The 17,855-nt window shown below is 66.2% G+C and carries 15 protein-coding genes; 8 read left to right on the top strand and 7 right to left on the bottom strand.

The features are described from left to right. The first annotated feature begins 52 nt into the window (after positions 1–52). A complete protein-coding gene (hppD, locus tag ACWIGM_RS22375) occupies positions 53–1,186 on the top strand; it encodes a 4-hydroxyphenylpyruvate dioxygenase (protein ID WP_454028174.1) in 1,134 nt (377 codons plus the stop codon). A 166-nt stretch (positions 1,187–1,352) separates the two neighbouring features. Then, positions 1,353–2,678, top strand: coding sequence for a dicarboxylate/amino acid:cation symporter (locus ACWIGM_RS22370; protein WP_454028173.1), 1,326 nt, complete (start codon positions 1,353–1,355; stop codon positions 2,676–2,678). A gap of 87 nt (positions 2,679–2,765) precedes the next feature. On the opposite strand, the gene ACWIGM_RS22365 is transcribed toward ACWIGM_RS22370, so the two are convergent. Continuing rightward, the gene (locus ACWIGM_RS22365) at positions 2,766–3,632 is read right to left on the bottom strand and encodes a LysR family transcriptional regulator (protein ID WP_454028172.1); all 867 of its coding nucleotides are present in this window, start codon (positions 3,630–3,632) and stop codon (positions 2,766–2,768) included. A 190-nt stretch (positions 3,633–3,822) separates the two neighbouring features. On the opposite strand from ACWIGM_RS22365, the gene ACWIGM_RS22360 reads away from it, so the two are divergent. Next, positions 3,823–4,719: a DMT family transporter gene (locus ACWIGM_RS22360; protein WP_454028171.1), complete on the top strand. Its 897-nt coding sequence runs from the start codon at positions 3,823–3,825 to the stop codon at positions 4,717–4,719. 286 nt (positions 4,720–5,005) lie between these two features. Continuing rightward, the gene (locus ACWIGM_RS22355; protein ID WP_454028170.1) at positions 5,006–5,338 is read left to right on the top strand and encodes a hypothetical protein; all 333 of its coding nucleotides are present in this window, start codon (positions 5,006–5,008) and stop codon (positions 5,336–5,338) included. Positions 5,339–5,412: 74 nt separating this feature from the next. Here the strand turns inward: ACWIGM_RS22355 and ACWIGM_RS22350 are convergent, their stop codons facing one another. Further along, entirely contained in the window at positions 5,413–5,973 is a 561-nt protein-coding gene (locus ACWIGM_RS22350; RefSeq protein ID WP_454028169.1) for a dihydrofolate reductase family protein, read from the bottom strand. A 111-nt stretch (positions 5,974–6,084) separates the two neighbouring features. Here ACWIGM_RS22350 and ACWIGM_RS22345 point away from each other — a divergent pair, with 111 nt between their 5' ends. Next, on the top strand, positions 6,085–6,603 hold the full coding sequence (locus ACWIGM_RS22345; RefSeq protein WP_454028168.1) for a winged helix-turn-helix transcriptional regulator: 519 nt from the start codon (positions 6,085–6,087) through the stop codon (positions 6,601–6,603). Positions 6,604–6,678: 75 nt separating this feature from the next. Next, positions 6,679–7,203 (top strand): hypothetical protein, encoded by a 525-nt coding sequence (locus ACWIGM_RS22340; protein ID WP_454028167.1) that lies wholly within the window; start codon positions 6,679–6,681, stop codon positions 7,201–7,203. Between the two features lie 32 nt (positions 7,204–7,235). Here ACWIGM_RS22340 and ACWIGM_RS22335 read toward each other — a convergent pair whose 3' ends face one another. The 4 genes from ACWIGM_RS22335 to ACWIGM_RS22320 all read right to left on the bottom strand — a co-directional run bounded on the left by ACWIGM_RS22335 (position 7,236) and on the right by ACWIGM_RS22320 (position 14,073). Next, positions 7,236–8,876 (bottom strand): hypothetical protein, encoded by a 1,641-nt coding sequence (locus ACWIGM_RS22335; protein WP_454028166.1) that lies wholly within the window; start codon positions 8,874–8,876, stop codon positions 7,236–7,238. Positions 8,877–8,993: 117 nt separating this feature from the next. Beyond that, on the bottom strand, positions 8,994–12,218 hold the full coding sequence (locus ACWIGM_RS22330; protein ID WP_454028165.1) for an efflux RND transporter permease subunit: 3,225 nt from the start codon (positions 12,216–12,218) through the stop codon (positions 8,994–8,996). A 16-nt stretch (positions 12,219–12,234) separates the two neighbouring features. Beyond that, a complete protein-coding gene (locus ACWIGM_RS22325) occupies positions 12,235–13,419 on the bottom strand; it encodes an efflux RND transporter periplasmic adaptor subunit (protein WP_454028164.1) in 1,185 nt (394 codons plus the stop codon). Between the two features lie 12 nt (positions 13,420–13,431). Further along, positions 13,432–14,073, bottom strand: a complete 642-nt coding sequence (locus ACWIGM_RS22320; protein WP_454028163.1) for a TetR/AcrR family transcriptional regulator — start codon at positions 14,071–14,073, stop codon at positions 13,432–13,434. A gap of 250 nt (positions 14,074–14,323) precedes the next feature. Here ACWIGM_RS22320 and ACWIGM_RS22315 point away from each other — a divergent pair, with 250 nt between their 5' ends. Together ACWIGM_RS22315 and ACWIGM_RS22310 are read left to right on the top strand one after the other, a co-directional pair. Beyond that, positions 14,324–15,115 (top strand): glutamine amidotransferase, encoded by a 792-nt coding sequence (locus ACWIGM_RS22315; protein WP_454028162.1) that lies wholly within the window; start codon positions 14,324–14,326, stop codon positions 15,113–15,115. Then, positions 15,112–16,356 (top strand): NAD(P)/FAD-dependent oxidoreductase, encoded by a 1,245-nt coding sequence (locus ACWIGM_RS22310; RefSeq protein WP_454028161.1) that lies wholly within the window; start codon positions 15,112–15,114, stop codon positions 16,354–16,356. The genes ACWIGM_RS22315 and ACWIGM_RS22310 overlap by 4 nt, the downstream gene beginning before the upstream one ends. A gap of 3 nt (positions 16,357–16,359) precedes the next feature. Here ACWIGM_RS22310 and creD read toward each other — a convergent pair whose 3' ends face one another. Further along, positions 16,360–17,778, bottom strand: coding sequence for a cell envelope integrity protein CreD (gene creD, locus ACWIGM_RS22305; protein WP_454028160.1), 1,419 nt, complete (start codon positions 17,776–17,778; stop codon positions 16,360–16,362). Between the last annotated feature and the right edge of the window lie 77 nt (positions 17,779–17,855).

The raw sequence follows: 17,855 nt of genomic DNA, 5'->3' as shown, positions 1-17,855 counted from the left end.
GCCTTCCGGATGCGCGACGATCAATCAAGCGCACAGTCAAGGAGGACACACCATGGGCCCGTTCCCGCATGATTCCGCCCCGCCGGCCATCTCCGACGCCAATCCGATGGGCACCGACGGCTTCGAGTTCGTCGAATACGCCCATCCCGAGCCGGAGAAGCTCGGCGCGCTGTTCGAGACCATGGGCTTCACCAAGGTCGCGAGGCACCGCTCCAAGAACGTCACGCTCTATCGCCAGGGCGACGTCAATTTCATCGTCAATGCCGAGCCGGATTCCTTCGCGCAGGGCTTCGCCGCCGAGCATGGCCCCTGCGCCTGCGCCATGGCGTTCCGTGTCGTCGATGCCAAGCACGCCTTCGATCGTGCCGTCGCGCTCGGCGCCGAGCCCTATGAGAGCAAGGTCGGGCCCGGCGAGTTGCAGATCCCGGCGGTGAAGGGCATCGGCGGCTCGCTGCTCTATTTCGTCGACCGCTATGGCGCGAAGGGCTCGATCTACGATGTCGACTTCGAGTGGCTCGGCGAGAGCGACCCGCATCCCGAGCAAGCCGGGATGTATTATCTCGACCACCTCACCCATAACGTCATGCGCGGCCGCATGGACCATTGGGCCGACTGGTATGGCGAGCTCTTCAATTTCCGCGAGATCCGCTTCTTCAACATCGAGGGCAAGCTCACCGGCCTGATCTCGCGGGCGCTGACCTCACCCTGCGGCAAGATCCGCATCCCGATCAATGAATCCCTCGACGACAAGAGCCAGATCGAGGAGTACCTGCGCCAGTACAAGGGCGAAGGCATCCAGCATGTCGCGCTCGGCTCGCGCGATATCTATGTCAGTGTCGAGCGGCTCCGCCAGAACGGCCTGCCCTTCATGCCCTCGCCGCCCGAGACCTATTACGAGAAGGTCGATGGCCGCGTGCCGAACCATGGCGAGCCAGTGCCGCGGCTCAAGCAGAACGGCATCCTGATCGACGGCGAGGGCGCGGTCGCGCTCGGCGAGAAGGCCGGCCGGATGAGCAAGGTGCTGCTACAGATTTTCTCGGCCACCGTGGTCGGCCCGATCTTCTTCGAGTTCATCCAGCGCAAGGGCGATGACGGCTTCGGCGAAGGCAATTTCCGCGCTTTGTTCGAGTCGATCGAGGAAGACCAGATCCGCCGCGGCGTGCTGAAGCCGCAGGCGGCGGAGTAGCGCACTCGCCCGGTGAATACTTGCAGCCTTCTTCCACATAGGTGGGAGAAGGCTCTCGCTTTCAAGTGATCGACAGTCCTCGGCCCAGGCTTGCCGCCCTTCCGGAATGGGCGTAGCCCTTTACTGACGCGCTGCACAACAAGCGCGCCAGCAAGGGGAAGCGACCATGGCGACAGCGTCGGCAGAGGTCATGCGGGGCCATCAGGGCCCCTGGTGGACCCATCTTTATGTCCAGGTGCTGACCGCGATCGCCATCGGCGTGCTGCTCGGCCATTTCTATCCCCAGACCGGCGAAGCGATGAAGCCGCTGGGCGACGCCTTCATCAAGGCGATCAAGATGATCATCGCGCCGATCATCTTCCTCACCGTCGTCCACGGCGTCGCCTCGATGGACGACATGAAGAAGGTCGGCCGGGTCGGCCTGAAAGCACTGATCTATTTCGAGCTCGTCACCACGCTGGCGCTGATCGTCGGCCTCGTCGTGGTCAATATCTGGAAGCCGGGCGTCGGCATGAGCGTCGATCCCTCGACGATCAACACCGCCGGCATTTCCGCCTTCACCGCCAAGGCGCATGACCAGAGCACGCTCGCCTTCCTCATGAACATCATCCCCGACACGGTGGTCGGCGCCTTCGCCAATGGCGAGATCCTGCAGGTGCTGTTCTTCGCCCTGCTCTTCGCCTTCGGCCTGCAGATGCTCGGCGAGCGCGGCAAGGCGGTGCTGCACTTCATCGACGACATCGCCCAGATCTTCTTCAAGATCGTCGGCATCATCATGAAGGCCGCCCCGATCGGCGCCTTCGGTGCGATGGCTTTCACCATCGGCAAGTTCGGCGTCGGGACCCTGCTCTCGCTCGGCTCCTTCATGGCCTCGTTCTATGCGACCTGCCTGATCTTCATCTTCCTGGTGCTCGGCACGATCGCGCGGCTGACCGGCTTCTCGATCCTGAAGTTCATCGCTTTCATCAAGGAAGAGCTGCTGATCGTGCTCGGCACCTCCTCCTCCGAGAGCGTGCTGCCGCGCATGATCGCCAAGATGACCCATCTCGGCTGCAAGGAGAGCGTCGTCGGCCTCGTCATCCCGACCGGCTATTCCTTCAACCTCGACGGCACCTGCATCTACCTCACCATGGCCGCCGTCTTCCTGGCCCAGGCGACCAACACCGACCTCTCGCTGTCGCAGGAGATCGGCATCATCGCCGTCCTGCTGCTGACCTCGAAGGGCGCTGCCGGCGTCACCGGCTCGGGCTTCATCGTGCTGGCCGCCACGCTGGCCACCGTCGGCCATATCCCGGTCGCCTCGATCGCGCTGATCCTCGGCATCGACCGCTTCATGTCGGAGGCGCGTGCGCTCACCAACCTGATCGGCAACGGCGTCGCCACCATCGTCGTCTCGAAATGGGAGAACTCGCTCGACGAGAAGCGGATGCAGCGCATCCTCGCCAAGGAGACCGGTTACGACGCCGACGAGCCGGAACGGATCGCGGTCTAAAGCCATTCCAGCAAAAGTGCGCAGCGGTTTTGCGTCCGGAATTGCGTCAAACCGAAAAGCCTAGAGCGGCAAGGTCGCTCTGGGCCCTCAGGCCGCCAGCCGCGGCGCCGCCATCGCCTCGCGCAAGGCTTGCGCGAAATGGCGCGCGGCGACACCAGCCTGCGGCGCGATCACCAGCGCGACCGAGAGCTCGAACAGGGCAGGCAAATTCTCGGATGGCTCCAGCCGGCGCAACGACGCGGGCGCCGCACTCTCGGTGATCGCGGTGACGCACAGGCCAGCCTCGACCGCCGAGAGCAGGCCGGCCATATGCGAGGACGAGAACACCAGACGGTGCGGCCGCTCCGATGCCTCCAGCGCGCTGAGGATGCGCGGGCGCGCCCGGCACCCCTCGTTGAACAGGCCGAGCGGCAGGACCTCGCTGAGCTCCGGCCGATGGCCGCGGGCCGCGACCCAGACCAGCGGCTCACGCCGCAGGCGCTCGCCCTTCGGCCGGCCGGGGTCCTGGGTGATGACCGCGAGGTCGAGTTCGCCCGCCGCCACCGCCGGCTCGATCCGCTTCGAGAGCTCGCAATGCACCTCGATCTCAACGCGCGGATGCTCCTCGGCGAAGCGTACGATCAGCGGCCTGAGGTAAGCGTCGACGTAATCGTCCGGCAGGCCGATGCGCAGGCGGCCCACCGCCTTGTCGCCGTCGAGCTCGGCCCGCGCCTCACGTTCGATCGCGAGCAGGCGGCGGGCCTGGGCGAGCAGGCGCTCGCCTGCCTCGGTCGGCGTGACGCCGCGGCGCGAGCGCTCCAGCAACTGCTTGCCGAGCGCTGCCTCCAGGTCCTGGATGCGGCCCGAAACCGCCGATTGCGTGCGCCCCAGCTTAGCGCCGGCAGCGGTGAAGCCACCGGTCTCGGCGACGGCGACGAGCATGGCGAGCGCATCGAGATCGAGATGGGTCGACATCACCAATCCATCGGAAGCGGAAATAGATAAATCAGGATAATCCGTTTTTCCGATTGCTGGAAGCGGGCTATGTTTTAGGCAATTGAACAGCCCTCATCATGAGGAGCGGTCGCAGATCGCGGCTCCTCTGGATGAGGGCTGTGGAATTCACGCCCGAAAGTTCGACCTCATGTCCGCCCCGAGCCTTTCCGTGCCTGATCGTCCCGCCGCGCCGGCGCTCGGCATGTTCCTTGTGCTGCTGCTCGGCGCGACCTGCATCGGCTTCTCCGGCATCTTCGTGCGCTTCGCCGATGTCGGCCCCGCCGCCGCCGGCTTCTGGCGCATGGCCTTCGCGCTGCCGGTGCTCGCTGCCTGGATGGCGCTTGAGAACCGCCGTGACAGCGCTGGCGGAGTGAAGCCCGGCGCCATGCTGCCGATCGCGCTCGCCGGCCTCGCCTTCGGCGTCGATGTCGTGCTCTACAACGCCTCGCTCGGCTTCACCTCGATCGCCAATGCCTCGCTGCTCGGCAATCTCTCCCCGGTCGGCGTCATCCTTGGTGGCTGGCTGCTGTTCCGCGAGAAGCCGACGCGGCGCATCCTCGGTGCGCTGCTGCTCGCCATTGGCGGCGCCGGCCTGCTGGTGCTGCCGAAGCTGACGGGAAGTGCCGTGACGCCGCTGTCGGGCGCTGGCTTGTTCGGCGACGGCCTCGCCATCGGTGCCGCCTTCTCCTACGCCGCCTATATCCTCGCCGTCCGCCGCGCCCGCAACCGCGCCGCCGCCGGCCGCATCGGCCTGATCTCCAGCGCGATCTGCGCCGTGTTCTGCCTCGTCGCCGCCCTCGGCCTCGGCGAGACCATCCTACCGCAGAGCCTGACCGGCTGGCTCGCCGTCGCCGCGCTTGGCCTGGTCTCGCATGCGATGGGCCAGGGCCTGATTACGCTGGCGCTCGGCCATTACGGGGCCAACGCCGCCTCGCTGGTCATGGTCTGGCCGGCACTGGTCTCGGTGCTGGCCGCCTGGGCGATCTTCGCCGAGCAGCCCTCGCCTGCGCAGGCCTTCGGCGGCGTCGCGATCCTGGCGGCGGTGCTGATGGTGCGGAAGGGCTGAAGCCGCTCGGAGCCTGCCGCCCTGACAACGGGCCTGGCGACAGGAGAATATTTGCCCCGCCGATCTACGCATGCTGCACGATCGAATCGGCGATGCAGAATAAAAAGCCGTTTGACCCCTGATATTTCCGGCGCACAGTCGGCTCTGCTTCATCGTGAGGCGGGGAGAAACAGCCATGATCGCTCGGGTTTCCGCTTTTATCTTCACTTGCCTCTTGGTCAGCACCCCAGCAAGCGCGCAGCCACGGCAGTTCGGCCCGGCGACCGGAACCGTCTCGATTCGGCAGGTGCAGGTGGCCTTCATCGGCTCGGGCGCGATCGGAGGCGGCACGCTCCGCTTCAACAAGCGCAACTATGAGATCACCGTCGGCGGCCTCGGCGTCGGCGGCATCGGCGCCTCGCGCCTGACCGCGACCGGTTCGGTCTATCGCCTATCCAATCTCGAGGACTTCACGGGAGCCTATCTCCAGATTCGCGAGGGATGGGCGATCGGCGACGAGGGCCGCGGCACGCTCTGGCTACGCAACGCCAAGGGCGTGGTCATGCGGCTTGCGACGAAACGCCGGGGCCTGCAGCTCTCGCTCGGCGCTGACGGTGTTATGATCGGCTTCAAGCAATAAGCACGAGAGAGTGCACTGCTGCCGGTGCGGAAAGGGTAGAAGCGCCCTTCCGCAGAGGTTGACCGGCCACGCCATCAGTTTCCCGGCGCGTAACGCAGGATCACCGTGCCGTTCTTGAGCGGGCGGTTCTCCAGCAGATCGAGCTTCTGGCGCTCGCCGCCTGCTTTGAAGAACGGTGTGCCCGCGCCGAGCCGCACCGGCACCACCGCCAGCATCAACTCGTCGATCTGCTTTGCCTTCAGCAGCGCATCGCAGAGCTCGGCGCTGCCGAAGACGAGGATGTCCTTGCCCGGCCTGGCCCGCAGGGCGGCGACCTCGCCGACGATGTCCGCGGTAACGCGGGTGTTGTTCCAGTCGGAGCTCTGAACGCTGCGCGAGGCCACCAGCTTGGGCAGCGCGTTCATATAGCGCGTAACCTCGCTATCTTCGTTGGCCTTGGCCGAGGCCCAATAGGCCTTCATCCCGTCATGGGTGACGCGGCCGAAAACCAGGACTTGGGCGCGCTTGCCGAACTCCTTGCTAAGCGCGTCGAGCTCCTCGCCCCAGGCGTCGTTGTGAAACGACAGATCCCACTTCTCCGTGCCTTCGAAATAGCCATCGAGCGTCACGAGGTTCCAGACAATCACCTTGGCCATCACACCCTCCATCCAGGAGCCATCTCGGCACCCGTAAAACCGCTTGCGATTTGCAAGCAGTTGGCTTCTAGCGAAACCGATTGTAGAATGCAAGCGGTTTTGGAGAAGCACATGAAAGAGACCGGCCGCTCGGGCTGCCCGATCAACCTGACGCTCGAAATCCTCGGCGACCGCTGGAGCCTGATCGTCCTGCGCGACATGATGTTCGGCAATCGCCGGCATTTCCGCGAGTTGCTGGCGAAATCGGACGAGGGCATCGCCTCGAACATCCTCGCCGATCGGCTGAAGCGGCTGCTCGAGAACGGCCTGATCTCGCGCCGCGACGACGCCAGCCACAAGCAGAAGGGCATCTACAGCCTGACCGAAATGGGGATCTCGCTGGTGCCGGTCTTCGCCGCCATGGCCGACTGGGGCCGGCGCTTCCTGCCGGTGACGCCGGAGATGTCGATCCGCGCCGAGATCCTGGCCGAGGGCGGCCCCGCCCTCTGGCGGAAGTTCATGGACGAGCTGCGCTTCCTCCATCTCGACGCGCCGCGGCCGGCGCAATCCGTGCTCGACGAGCTGACAGCGGCCTATTGTGAGGCTGTCGAGCGCAAGCGCCTGGCCGACGCCGAGCCGGAAGCCGTGTGACCTATCGACCGCCTCATCTCGCCCAGCATTGATCAAAATCGCTCCTGAGACGTTTAGCCGGCAGGAGGGATGATCATGATGCGACACGACCTGGCGAAAGCGTTCGCCGCCGCGGCGCTACTGGTGCTGACCCAACCCGGCCTTGCCGATCAGGAAGCCGGTAGCGCTGAAGCCGGCTTCCTCAACTCGCTGGAGGGCCGCTTCAGCGGCAATGGCACGCTCCAGAACGCTGGCGGCAGCAGCCGCTCCTTGAAATGCCAGTTCAATGGCGACCAGGAGGGCTCCCGCCTCAGCCTCGACGGCAGCTGCAGCACCGCCCTGATCTTCAGCGCGACGATCAGGATCGAGCTGCGCCACGATTCGAAGACCGGCCGCTATGCCGGCACCTTCAAGGAGAGCACCGGCACGGTGGCGAATCTATCCGGCACGCGCCAAGGCCAGCGGCTGACGCTTGCCTTCAACGAGACGGCAGAGAGCGTCCGTCCGAACCCGCCGGCGACGCTGACGATCTCGCGCCAACAGAGCAGGGTCGCGCTGACCCTGCGTGGCAGTCAGCCAGGCAAGGGGCAGAACCTCGACCTGTCGCTGAAGGAGAACTGAGGCGGCGCCGACGGCCATCTCCATGCAGCGGCCTATCCGTCAGGCCACTGCAGAAGCTCGCCTATCCGGACCGCGGTGTAGAGCCTCACGCCCCCGATCTCGGCAATCTGCCTTACCGACAGGTCAATGGCGAGAGCACGGTCGAGCTCGATATGCGAGACCACGAAGACAGTGACACCGGACGGCAGCCATGCCAGTTCGGCTGCCACATCCGCTAATGTCTGGGACGTGGCTGGGTCGGGCAGTTGCGGGAGTTCGGAAGCCCGCTTCGCCCAGAAATTCAGAAAAACCTGCGTCGGCAGCACATTCCGGCCAGCGAGATGCCTGAGCAGGAGATGCGGATGCTCGACGAAGACATGCGCGTCGGCGGCAGGAACCGGTTGAAGAGCCGAAACCAGCTTTGCAAAGCGCCTGGCACGCTCGATCGCGCCTGGCCGCGCCTCCTCGACAGGTGGGGCGAAGAGCACGATCGCATGTGCGGGAATCTCCTTGGCAATAGCCGCATAGGTCGCGTCGAGCTGCTTGAGCGGAGCCCAGAGATAGACCAGGAGCCCGGCCTTCACCGCCACAATGGCCACGAGAGCCATGGCTGCAGCCTTGTCCGACCTTGCAAGGTGCAGAGGCGGGCCGCGTAGAAATATCGCCGCGATCGTCACGATCGCCGGGACCAGGCGCCTGTCGGCGGCCCCGACACTCATCAGATATTTCGGCATGATGACGAACAGCAGGCCGCATGCGAGCAACCCGGCCAGTTCATGGCGGCCGGCATTGAGCCCCCGCCGCCAGGCCAGCCAGCCGACAACGACCAGAACGAGCGCCGATAGAAGGTATTCGAACGAGAGGTTGCTCGATTTACCGATCGAGAAGATGCCGGTGATCTTGGTGGTGAGGTGCCATTCCGTCTGCCCCGACTGACCCGGTTCCATGACCAGCGCAAGCATGACCACCACAACGGCCGAAAGCCAATGTGATCTGATGAGATCAGCGCTGTCAGCGAAGCGTTGTCCGCGCCAGTCGTCGCGGACCGCAACCGCGAACATGCCGAAGCAGAAGCACACATAGAGTATGATGGGGAATATGCTGATCAGGCACAGCCCGCCGAGGATAAGGGCTTGCGTGACGACGAAGCTGTTCGAGGGGCTCTTGCGCTGCTCGCTCGCCCTTTGGAGTGCGACGAACATCACCCCGAGCCCGAGAATGTAGTTGAACAGCCCCCAATAGAGCGGCTCGGAATAGACCGCGAGAAGGATGACGAGAAGGATAGGCAGGTCCGTGCCTTCCCCCCGCGCCTGCCGGCACCAGACGACGGCCAGGATGTAGACGCACACCGCCGCCCAGATGAACAAGGTCAACGCGGTTGGCGGCGGCACGACCTTGCCGAGCACGCTGGTGAACACATCGATGGCGAGATTCGGATAGAGCCTGTCGCCGGGCTGAAAGAACTGGGTGACCGCGTCGTCGGCCAGCATCATCTCCCATAGCGTCACCCGGAAGAGATGGTTCGGCCCGTCGACGAAGAAGGCTCCGCCCGAGACCAGGATCGGCAGAGTGGCCGCCAGGATGATGAGCGTCACATGCCCGCGACGCGACCGTTTTGCAGGCAGAAAGACGGCACCACGACCATGCTGGTCCTGGTCATCCGGTGCTCTCGCGGCGAGGAGCTGGTCTTCCATGGCAGGAGTGTAGGCTGCCGCCTTCCATAGGCAGCAGCCGCGCAAAATAGGTAGCTCATCGTGGCGCCGCGCGTCCGCTCCGATGGACTGCCGATCCGGCTGAATGCCGCTAGCGCGTCACTCCGCGGCCAGCCGCGGCGGTGGCAGCTTGCCGGCCATCGCCTTGGCGCTGGCTTCGCCGGGCGTCTCCTCGTCGCCCATCGGAGCCCAGGTGCTCTCGTCCTCGGCCTTGCCGAGGAAGCGGCCGAAGATCCAGCCGGTGAGCCGGCCGAGATCGTCCATCACCACATAGAAGGACGGCACGAAGACGAGGCTGAGCACGGTCGAGACGATCAGGCCGCCGATCACCGCGATCGCCATCGGCGCGCGGAACTCGCCGCCGTCGCCGACGCCATAGGCCGAGGGCAGCATGCCGGCGGCCATGGCGATCGTGGTCATCACGATCGGCCGCGCCCGCTTGTGGCCGGCTTCCAGCAGCGCCGTCAGCCGGTCCTTGCCGCGCGCGACCTCCTCGACCGCGAAATCGACCAGCATGATCGCGTTCTTGGTGACGATGCCCATCAGCATCAGCAGGCCGATATAGACCGGCATCGAGACCGGGTTGTGGGTGGCAAGCAGCGCGATCACCACGCCGCCGAAGGAGAGCGGCAGCGAGAGCAGGATGGTGATCGGCTGGAAGACCGAGCCGAACAGCAGGATCAGCACGGCGAGCACCAGCATCAGGCCGGTGGTCATCGCGGTGATGAAGCCCTCGACCACCTCGCCCTGGATCTCGGCGTCGCCGGTGGCGGCGATGCGCACGCCTTCGGGCAGGCCGACCTCCTTGACGATCTCCTGGAACTTCTCCTGCGCCGTGCCGAGCTCGAAGCCGCGCTTCAGGTCGGCGCCGATGGCGGCGCGGCGGACGCGATCATAGCGGTCGATCGAGGACGGGCCCTCGCCGAAGCCGATCTCGGCGACAGCGGTGAGCGGGACCGAGACGCCGGAGGCGCTGATGACGCGCAGTGCCGCGATATTGCGGATGTCGGTGCGGGCCTGCTCGTCGAGCTGGACGCGGATCGGCACCAGCCGGTCGCCGGCGTTGAACTTGGCGAGGTTGGGCCCGATGTCGCCGATCGTGGCGACGCGCAGCGCCTCCGAGATCGCCTCGGGCGTGACGCCGAGATTGGCGGCCTGCTCGAGCTTCGGCGTGACGCGCATCTCCGGCCGGCTCAACGAGCCGGCGGTGGCGACGTTGAGATAACCATCGACCTGGCGCATGCGCGCCTCGATCTTCGCCACCGTCTCGTCGAGCGCATCGCCATCCTTGGACAGGATCGAGAAGGCCATCTCGCGCTCGCCGCGTTCGTTGACGTACCAGGCGCGAACGTCGGGCACGCTGGCCAGCTTTTCGGCGATGGTGACCTTGAGCTCTTTCTGCGGGACGTCGCGCCCAGCTTTCGGCGTCAGCATGATGAAGACCGCGGCGCGGCGCACCTCGCGCTGGCCGGTCGGCGATGCCCCGCCGAGCACGAAGACGTTCGTGACCTGCGGGATCTCGCGCAGCTTGTCGACGATCTTGTCGGTGGCGACGGTGGTGTCCTCCAGCGTCGCGCCCGGCGGCAACTCGACCGATGCGACGATGCGCGCGGTGTCCTCCTCCGGGAAGAAGCCGGTCGGCAGCAGCGCCGTCGCCTGGATCGAGACGAACAGGAAGCCGAAGCCGGCGATCAGCGTGAGATAGGCCGTGTTGAACGGCAGCTTGCGCCAGGTCCGCGAGCCGTCGAAGCGCGGCAGCACCGGGATGCGCCGCTTCCTCAGCGAGGCCTCGAGCAACCAGGCGTAAGCGCGCATCACGAAGCCGTCCTTGGCATCGTGGTGCTTCACCGGCTTGAACAGATAGGCCGCCATCATCGGTGTGATCAACCGCGCGACCAGGAGCGAGAACAGCACCGCGATCGCGACCGTCAGGCCGAACTGGCGGAAATACTGGCCGGCGATGCCACCCATGAACGAGACCGGCGCGAAGATCGCGACGATGGTCAGCGTGATCGCGATGACCGCGAGCCCGATCTCGTCGGCCGCCTCCATCGCGGCGCGATAGGGCGACTTGCCCATCTTCATGTGCCGGACGATGTTCTCGATCTCGACGATGGCGTCGTCGACCAGGATGCCGGTCACCAGGGTGATGCCGAGCAAGCTGACGAGGTTGAGCGAGAAGCCGAGGATCTCCATCGCCCAAAAAGTGGGGATGGCTGACAGCGGTAGAGCAATTGCGGTGATCAGCGTCGCCCGCCAGTTGCGCAGGAAGACGAAGACGACGAGCACGGCGAGCGCCGCGCCCTCCAGCAGCGTTTCCATCGCCGCCTTGTAGTTGCCGTAGGTGTAGGCGACGGCATCGTCGATCGGCGCGAGCTTGATCGTCGGGTAGCGCTTGTTGAGATCGTCGATCTTGGCCGCGACGACATCCTTGACCGAGAGCTCGCTCGAGCCCTTCGAGCGGAACACGGCGAAGGAGACGACCGGCTGCTTGTTCAGCCGGCCGAAGGCGCGCGGCTCGGAACTGGCGTCCTCGACGCGACCGAGCTCCTTCAGGCGGACCTCGCGCCCACCGGTGAGCTGGATCTTGCTGTCGGCCAGTTCAGCGACGGTCTTGGCGCTGGCGAGCGTGCGGATCGCCTGCTCCTGGCCACCGACCTCACCGCGCCCGCCGGCGAGATCGACATTGGTGGCGCGGATCTGGCGATTGACCTCGCCAGCAGTGGTGCCGAGCGCGAGCAAACGATCGGGATCGAGCGAAATCCTGATCTCGCGGTCGACGCCGCCATAGCGCTCGACGCGGCCGACGCCCTTCAGCCCCTGCAGTTCGCGCGATACGACGTCGTCGACATGCCAGGAGAGCTGCTCCAGCGTCATGCCGGGCGACGAGGCGCCATAGGTCAGGATCGACTGGCCCTCGACATCGATGCGCTGGATCACCGGCTCGTCGATGGTACGCGGCAGGTCGGCCCGGATCTTGGCGATCGCATCCTTGACGTCGTTGACGGCGCGGTCGGTGTTGGTCTCGAGCCTGAACTCGACCAGCGTCACGGAGGAGCCGTCGGTCAGCGTCGACATCACATGCTTGACGCCGGTGATGTTGGCGACCGCGTCCTCGACGCGCTTCGAGACCTGGCTTTCGAGCTCGGCCGGGGCCGCTCCCGACTGAGTTACCGTCACCGAGACGAAGGGCACGTCGATATTCGGGAAGCGCGTCACCGGCAGCTTCGAGAACGAGAGCAGCCCGAGCACGCAGAGCACGACGAAAAGCAGGATCGCCGGAACCGGCTTCCGGATCGACCAGGCAGAGAAATTGACGCTCACGGATGGCTCCGTCGGTTCAGTTCGTCACGACCGGCGTGATGGCGTCGCCATCGCGGACGAAGGTGCCGGCGCGGGCGACCACGCTCTCGCCCTCGGCGAGGCCCGACGCGATCTCGGCCCGCCCGCCACCGATCAGGCCGAGCGAGACCTTCTTGGTCGTCACCCGCCCGTCCTTGACGGCCTGGACCATGGCGCCGCCGCGCGCATAGGTGATCGCCGAAAGCGGCAGGACGATGCTGGTCTTGCGACCGGTCTCGATCACGCCACGCGCGAAGGAGCCGACGGCGACCGGCGGATTGCCGGTGAGCGCGATGCGCAGGCGCCCGAGCCGCGAGGCCTTGTCGACCTCCGGCGCGATCAGCCGGATCTGGCCGGCAAGCGGCTTGTCGGAACCGGCCGGCGTGACGGCAACCGCCTGGCCGACCTTGAGATTGGGCAATTCGACCTCGGCGACATCAGCCTCGAGCTCGATCGCGCCATCGGCGATGATCCTGAACAGCGGCTCGGCGGCCGCCATCGTCGCCATCGCGCCGAGCTTGGCGCTGCGGCGGCTGACGATGCCGGCCTTCGGCGCCTTGATCTCGGTGCGCGCCAGCTTGACCTCGATATCGCGGCCCTGTGCCTGGGCCAGCGCCAGGTCGGCCGTGGTGATCGCAAGCGCCTGCTTCATCGAGTTCAGTCGCGCCTGCCCGCCCCGTGCCGCGGCAGCGCGCTGGTCGAAGGTCTCAAGGCTCGCATTGCCGTTGTCACGCAAAGCCTTGGTGCGGTCGAAGGCATTGTTGGCCTGGACGAGATTGGCTTCGGCCTCGACGATCTGCGCCTTCGCCTGGTCGACTGCCGCCTCTGCCCGCTTGATCTGCGCATCGTTCTGGGAGCGCTGCACCTCGAGCGTGGTGCGCGACAACCGCGCCAGCACCTGGCCGGCGGCAACGCGGTCGCCCTCCTCGGCAAGCAGCTCGGTGATGACGAAGCCGTCGATCTCAGGCGCGACCATGACCTCGTCGCGCGCGATCATCGAGCCGGAGACGACGACGCTCTGCACGATCTCGTCACGCCTGGCTGATGTCACCGTAATCGACGGGCCGGCGGAGGGCTGCTGGGCGGTGGCGGCGGAGGCCGGCGCCTGGGCAAAGGCTGCTCCGGGCGCGCATGCGAGCGCGACGAGCGGCAGCAGGATCAGGGTCTTGGTCGAGATGGACATGGTCGGGTCTTCTTACGGGTTTTGGCCGTCGGCAGGCGGCAGCAGCATGGTCTGCGCCAGCCCCCGCATCGCGGCGAACAAGGCTTCGGCGCCAGCAGCGGCATCGAAGTTGGGATCGACAGCGCGCCGGCAGAAGAAGCCGTCCGCCATCATGAACAACGCTTGCAGGAAGCGCGCTTGATCGAGATTGCTCGGCAGCTCCCCGCTTTGCTTGGCGGCCTCGACGGCTGCGCCGAGCCCCTGCTCGACCGTTTCGTCGAAGCCGGCACAGATCTTCGCCATCTCGGGGGTGCGCGAGGCTTCCGCCCAGATCTGCAGCGCGATGATCGCCTTCTCGCGCGGCTTGCGCACCATATGCCGGCGGCCGAGCTCGTCGAGTTGATCGAGCAAACCGCCCTTGCTCGGGTCGAGCTCGGCGAAGTCGGCGGCGATCTCCATGCGGTCGCGCTCGCTCATGCCGGCGATGATCGCGTCCTTCGAGGAGAAGTAGCGGTAGAGATTGCCCGGGCTCATCCCGGCTTCCACCGCAATGTCGTTCATCGTCGCCGCATGGAAGCCGGCACGCGCAAAGACGCGCTCAGCCGCATCGAGGATGCGGACATGGCGCTCCGAGAGACCGCGCTCGGCCGGGAATGAGGTGACGACCTGCGACATGCTTCTTTGGAAGATTGAGAATGAACGTTCATTCTCATGCCTGAGGCTGCTCCGGAAGTCAACCGGAATGATCACTGCGGGTTGCATTACCGGACGAGTATTGAGGGAAGATTGCACGGAGCATGCACGGCGCTGGCCTCGGCCATGTCGGCGCATGGCGCATAATTTGCTTGCTGCAAAGGCCGGCAAACAGCATTTTAGGCATGTCCGGCGGGAGAATCCGGTCTCGGGAGCGCAATCGAACGCCGCGATGAACGACCTGTCCTATCGCTTCGAGGCCCGCCGCCGGCTCCGCACCCGCCTCGACACCCGGCCGCGGCGCAAACCCGTTCTGATCGTGCTCCATCAGGAGCATTCGACGCCCGGCCGCGTCGGCCGCTTGATCGCCGAGCGTGGCCACGCCCTCGACATTCGCAGGCCACGTTTCGGCGACCCGCTGCCGCAGACCATGCAGGACCATGCCGGCGCAGTGATCTTCGGCGGCCCGATGAGCGCCAATGACCCCGACGACTTCGTCAAGGCCGAGACCGACTGGATCGGCGTCTGCCTGAAGGAGGAGGCCCCCTTCCTCGGCCTTTGCCTCGGCGCGCAGATGCTGGCCCGCCATCTCGGCGCCAGCGTCTACACCCATGCGCAGGGCCGGGCCGAGATCGGCTATTACCCGCTCAGCCTGACCGAAGCCGGGCATGCCGATGCCACGGCGTCCGGCAGCCCCTGGCCCGCAACCGTCTATCAATGGCACCGAGAGGGCTTCGATTGCCCGACCGGCGCCGAATGCCTGGCAACGGGCGGTGACTTCCCGGTCCAGGCCATCCGCGCCGGTCGCAAGGCCTATGGCCTGCAATTCCACCCCGAGGTAACGCTGGCGATGATGTGCCGCTGGTCGGTGCGCGCCCATGAGCGCACGCTGATGCCGGGCGCGCAACTGCGCCACCAGCATCTCGAGGGCTGGTACCAGTATGACCCGGCCGTGCGTACCTGGCTCGACGGCTTCCTCGATCACTGGCTGAAAGCACCGGCTGAGCAGGGTCTCAGCGCGTGAGCCGCAGCATCATCGTCCTCGGCGCCGGCATGGTCGGCGTCTCCTGTGCGCTCGCTCTGCAGAAGCGCGGCCTCAAGGTCACGCTGATCGACCGGCGCGAGCCTGGCCGCGAGACCTCCTACGGCAATGCCGGCGTGATCAGCCGCTCCTCGATCATGCCGCTCAACAATCCCGGCCTGTGGAAGAATCTGCCGAAATATCTGAGCAACCGGCATGCGGCGGTGCGCTATCGGCTCGGCCATCTCCTGGCCAACCCCGGCTGGATCCTCGGTTTCCTCAACGAGGCCAAGCCCGACCGGCTCAGCCACCGCGTCGCGGCGCTGGAAAGCCTGATCGCGCCCTCCCTGCCGCTGCACAAGCGGCTGATGACGGAAGCCGGCATCGCCTGGCGCCTGCGCGACACCGGCTTCCTCGAACTCTGGCGCAGCGAGGCCGGCCGCACGGCAGCCGAAGCGCGCCGGACCTTTCTCGAAGACCACGACGTGCGCGTCGAAGCGCTCGACCGCCAGGCGCTGTCGGCGCTGGAACCCAGCCTGAACCCGATCTTCTCGGCGGCGCTGTTGCACAAGGACAGCGCCTCGGTCGATTGGCCGGGCGCGGTGGTCGAGGCCTATGCCACGCTGTTCGCTACCCGCGGTGGCACGATCCTGCACGACGAGGTCACCGCTCTGTCGAAGCAGGGCGAAGGCTGGCGCGTCACCAGCAAGTGCACGCATCACGACGCCGATCTCGCAGTGGTCGCTCTCGGCCCATGGAGCGCCGATCTGCTGCGGCCGCTCGGGCTGAAGGTGCCGCTCAATGTCGAGCGCGGCTATCACCGCCATTACAAGCCCGCGCAGGGGCGCTTCCTCAATCGCCCGATCTATGATGTCGAAGCGTCCTACATGCTGGCGCCGATGGAGCTCGGCCTGCGCCTGACCAGCGGCGTCGAACTCGCCCATCGCGATGCGCCCGACGATCACGCCCAGATCGAGCAGGTGCTGCCCCGGGCGCGCGAAGCCTTCCCGCTCGCCGAGCCGGCAGAAGAGACCACCTGGCGCGGCTCGCGCCCGACCTTGCCGGATTCGCTGCCGATAATCGGCGAGGCGCCGCGCAACCCTGGCCTTTGGCTCGCCTTCGGCAACCAGCATATCGGCTTCTCGACCGGCCCCGTGACGGGGGAGATCCTTGCCGCCCTGGTCTGCGGCGAACGGGCTCCGGCCGACCCGGCGCCTTTCGCGCCGGGCCGCTATCTGTCCTAGGCGTCACGCCGACGCGCTCGGCCTTGCCGGATCGCTCGTGACACTCTTCGCCACGCTGTCACCGAGGCCGGACCAGTTGACCCGGGCCGTCCCCAGCATCAGCGTCGCCAGTGCGATGAAGGCGCCGATCGCCCCGGCGAGCAGGGCGAAATCCTCCGATTTCAGCAGCGCATAGACCAGCCCGTAGCCAGTGGTCAGAATCAGCCCCAGCACGGCGCCGCGCGCAAAACTGCGCAGGACGAGCCCGATATAGAGCGCGATCAGCGCCGTCGTCGCTGCGGCAGCCACGAGATAGGCCGTCAGGAAGCCGAGATGCTCCGCCAGCGACAGCAGCAGCACATAGAACAGCACCAATGCGAAGCCGACGAGCGTGTACTGGACGGCATGCAGGTTATCGCGCGCCACCAGCTCCAGCCCGAACACGGCGAGGAAGACCGCGCCGACGAAGAGCACCCCGTATTTGATGGCGCGATCGACCAGCTGGTAGAGATCGACCGGCTGGTAGAAGCGGGCGCCGACACCACCTGCGAGGAAGGTCACGTCGGCACGCTTGTCATGCGTGAAGGCGAGCGGCAGGTTGCGCGCCAGATGCGAGACGCGCCAGGAGGCGGAGAAGCCGTTGGCGTCGATTACCCGGTCATCCGGCAAATGCGCGCCGGAAAAGCTCGGATGCTGCCAGTTTGAGCTCATCCGGAGCGCGCTGTTCTTCGCCAACGGCACGATCGACAGGCTGCGCGAGCCGTTGAGATCGAGCCCGACCTCGACCGATAGCGGCTTGGTCAGGTCGACGCCGCGCAGCGCGGCATGGATGCCGTTGCCATCGCGGATACCGGCGCCGAGGGTCGGCTCGAACTCGATGGCCACACCGTCGCGGATTTGCGCCGTGGCGCGATTCTTCAGGCCGCGGACGTCAGCGACCCCGACCGCGAGCACCGCCTCGTTCCAGAGCGGCTGCACCTCCTCCGAGGTGATCGCCTTGAAGTCGGGTGGCAGGAAGCGCGCGTTCAGCCCGACCTTGCTGCGATAGACCGGCACGTCGAAGATCGAGCGCCGCCGGATCTCGGTCTGTGCCTCCGAGCTCGCCTGGAGATCGTCCGGCAGGAAGACCGCGACCTCGCGCGTCGGCGCGGCATTGGCGATCCTGGGTGGCACCAGATAAGGCACGAGCAGGGCTGGGCCGCCGACGATCTGCTCGCGGCCCCAGGCATCGCCGATCTCGCGAGCCGCCTGATTGGCGGTAGCCGAGCGCTCACCGCGCAGCCCGGAGACGAAGGTCAGCGGGATCAGCAGCAGCAGCGCCAGGAAACCGATGACGAAGAATTTCAGGCCGGGACTTCGCCCGAACCGCTTCGGATTGATGCCCACGGAAAACGAGGGCGGTTCACCTTTGCCCTCGTTCTGTTGCGCTTGCTCTTGCGACATGATTCGCCCTCATGCAGTGACTTTGCGTCAGCAAGAGAGCGCGGCGTCTTGTCGCGGGCGTGATCGATTAAGGGCCG

It is taken from the genome of Allobosea sp. NPDC055332, assembly GCF_053645455.1.
Note: the sequence above shows the minus strand (reverse complement) of the source record. Positions and strands in the feature narration are given on the sequence as shown.

Coding starts and splice junctions, on each gene's coding strand:
- hppD (WP_454028174.1), top strand. CDS start 53: ATGGGCCCGTTCCCGCATGATTCCGCCCCGCCGGCCATCTCCGACGCC.
- ACWIGM_RS22370 (WP_454028173.1), top strand. CDS start 1,353: ATGGCGACAGCGTCGGCAGAGGTCATGCGGGGCCATCAGGGCCCCTGG.
- ACWIGM_RS22365 (WP_454028172.1), bottom strand. CDS start 3,632: ATGTCGACCCATCTCGATCTCGATGCGCTCGCCATGCTCGTCGCCGTC.
- ACWIGM_RS22350 (WP_454028169.1), bottom strand. CDS start 5,973: ATGGCCAAGGTGATTGTCTGGAACCTCGTGACGCTCGATGGCTATTTC.
- ACWIGM_RS22345 (WP_454028168.1), top strand. CDS start 6,085: ATGAAAGAGACCGGCCGCTCGGGCTGCCCGATCAACCTGACGCTCGAA.
- ACWIGM_RS22340 (WP_454028167.1), top strand. CDS start 6,679: ATGATGCGACACGACCTGGCGAAAGCGTTCGCCGCCGCGGCGCTACTG.
- ACWIGM_RS22335 (WP_454028166.1), bottom strand. CDS start 8,876: ATGGAAGACCAGCTCCTCGCCGCGAGAGCACCGGATGACCAGGACCAG.
- ACWIGM_RS22325 (WP_454028164.1), bottom strand. CDS start 13,419: ATGTCCATCTCGACCAAGACCCTGATCCTGCTGCCGCTCGTCGCGCTC.
- ACWIGM_RS22320 (WP_454028163.1), bottom strand. CDS start 14,073: ATGTCGCAGGTCGTCACCTCATTCCCGGCCGAGCGCGGTCTCTCGGAG.
- ACWIGM_RS22315 (WP_454028162.1), top strand. CDS start 14,324: ATGAACGACCTGTCCTATCGCTTCGAGGCCCGCCGCCGGCTCCGCACC.
- creD (WP_454028160.1), bottom strand. CDS start 17,778: ATGTCGCAAGAGCAAGCGCAACAGAACGAGGGCAAAGGTGAACCGCCC.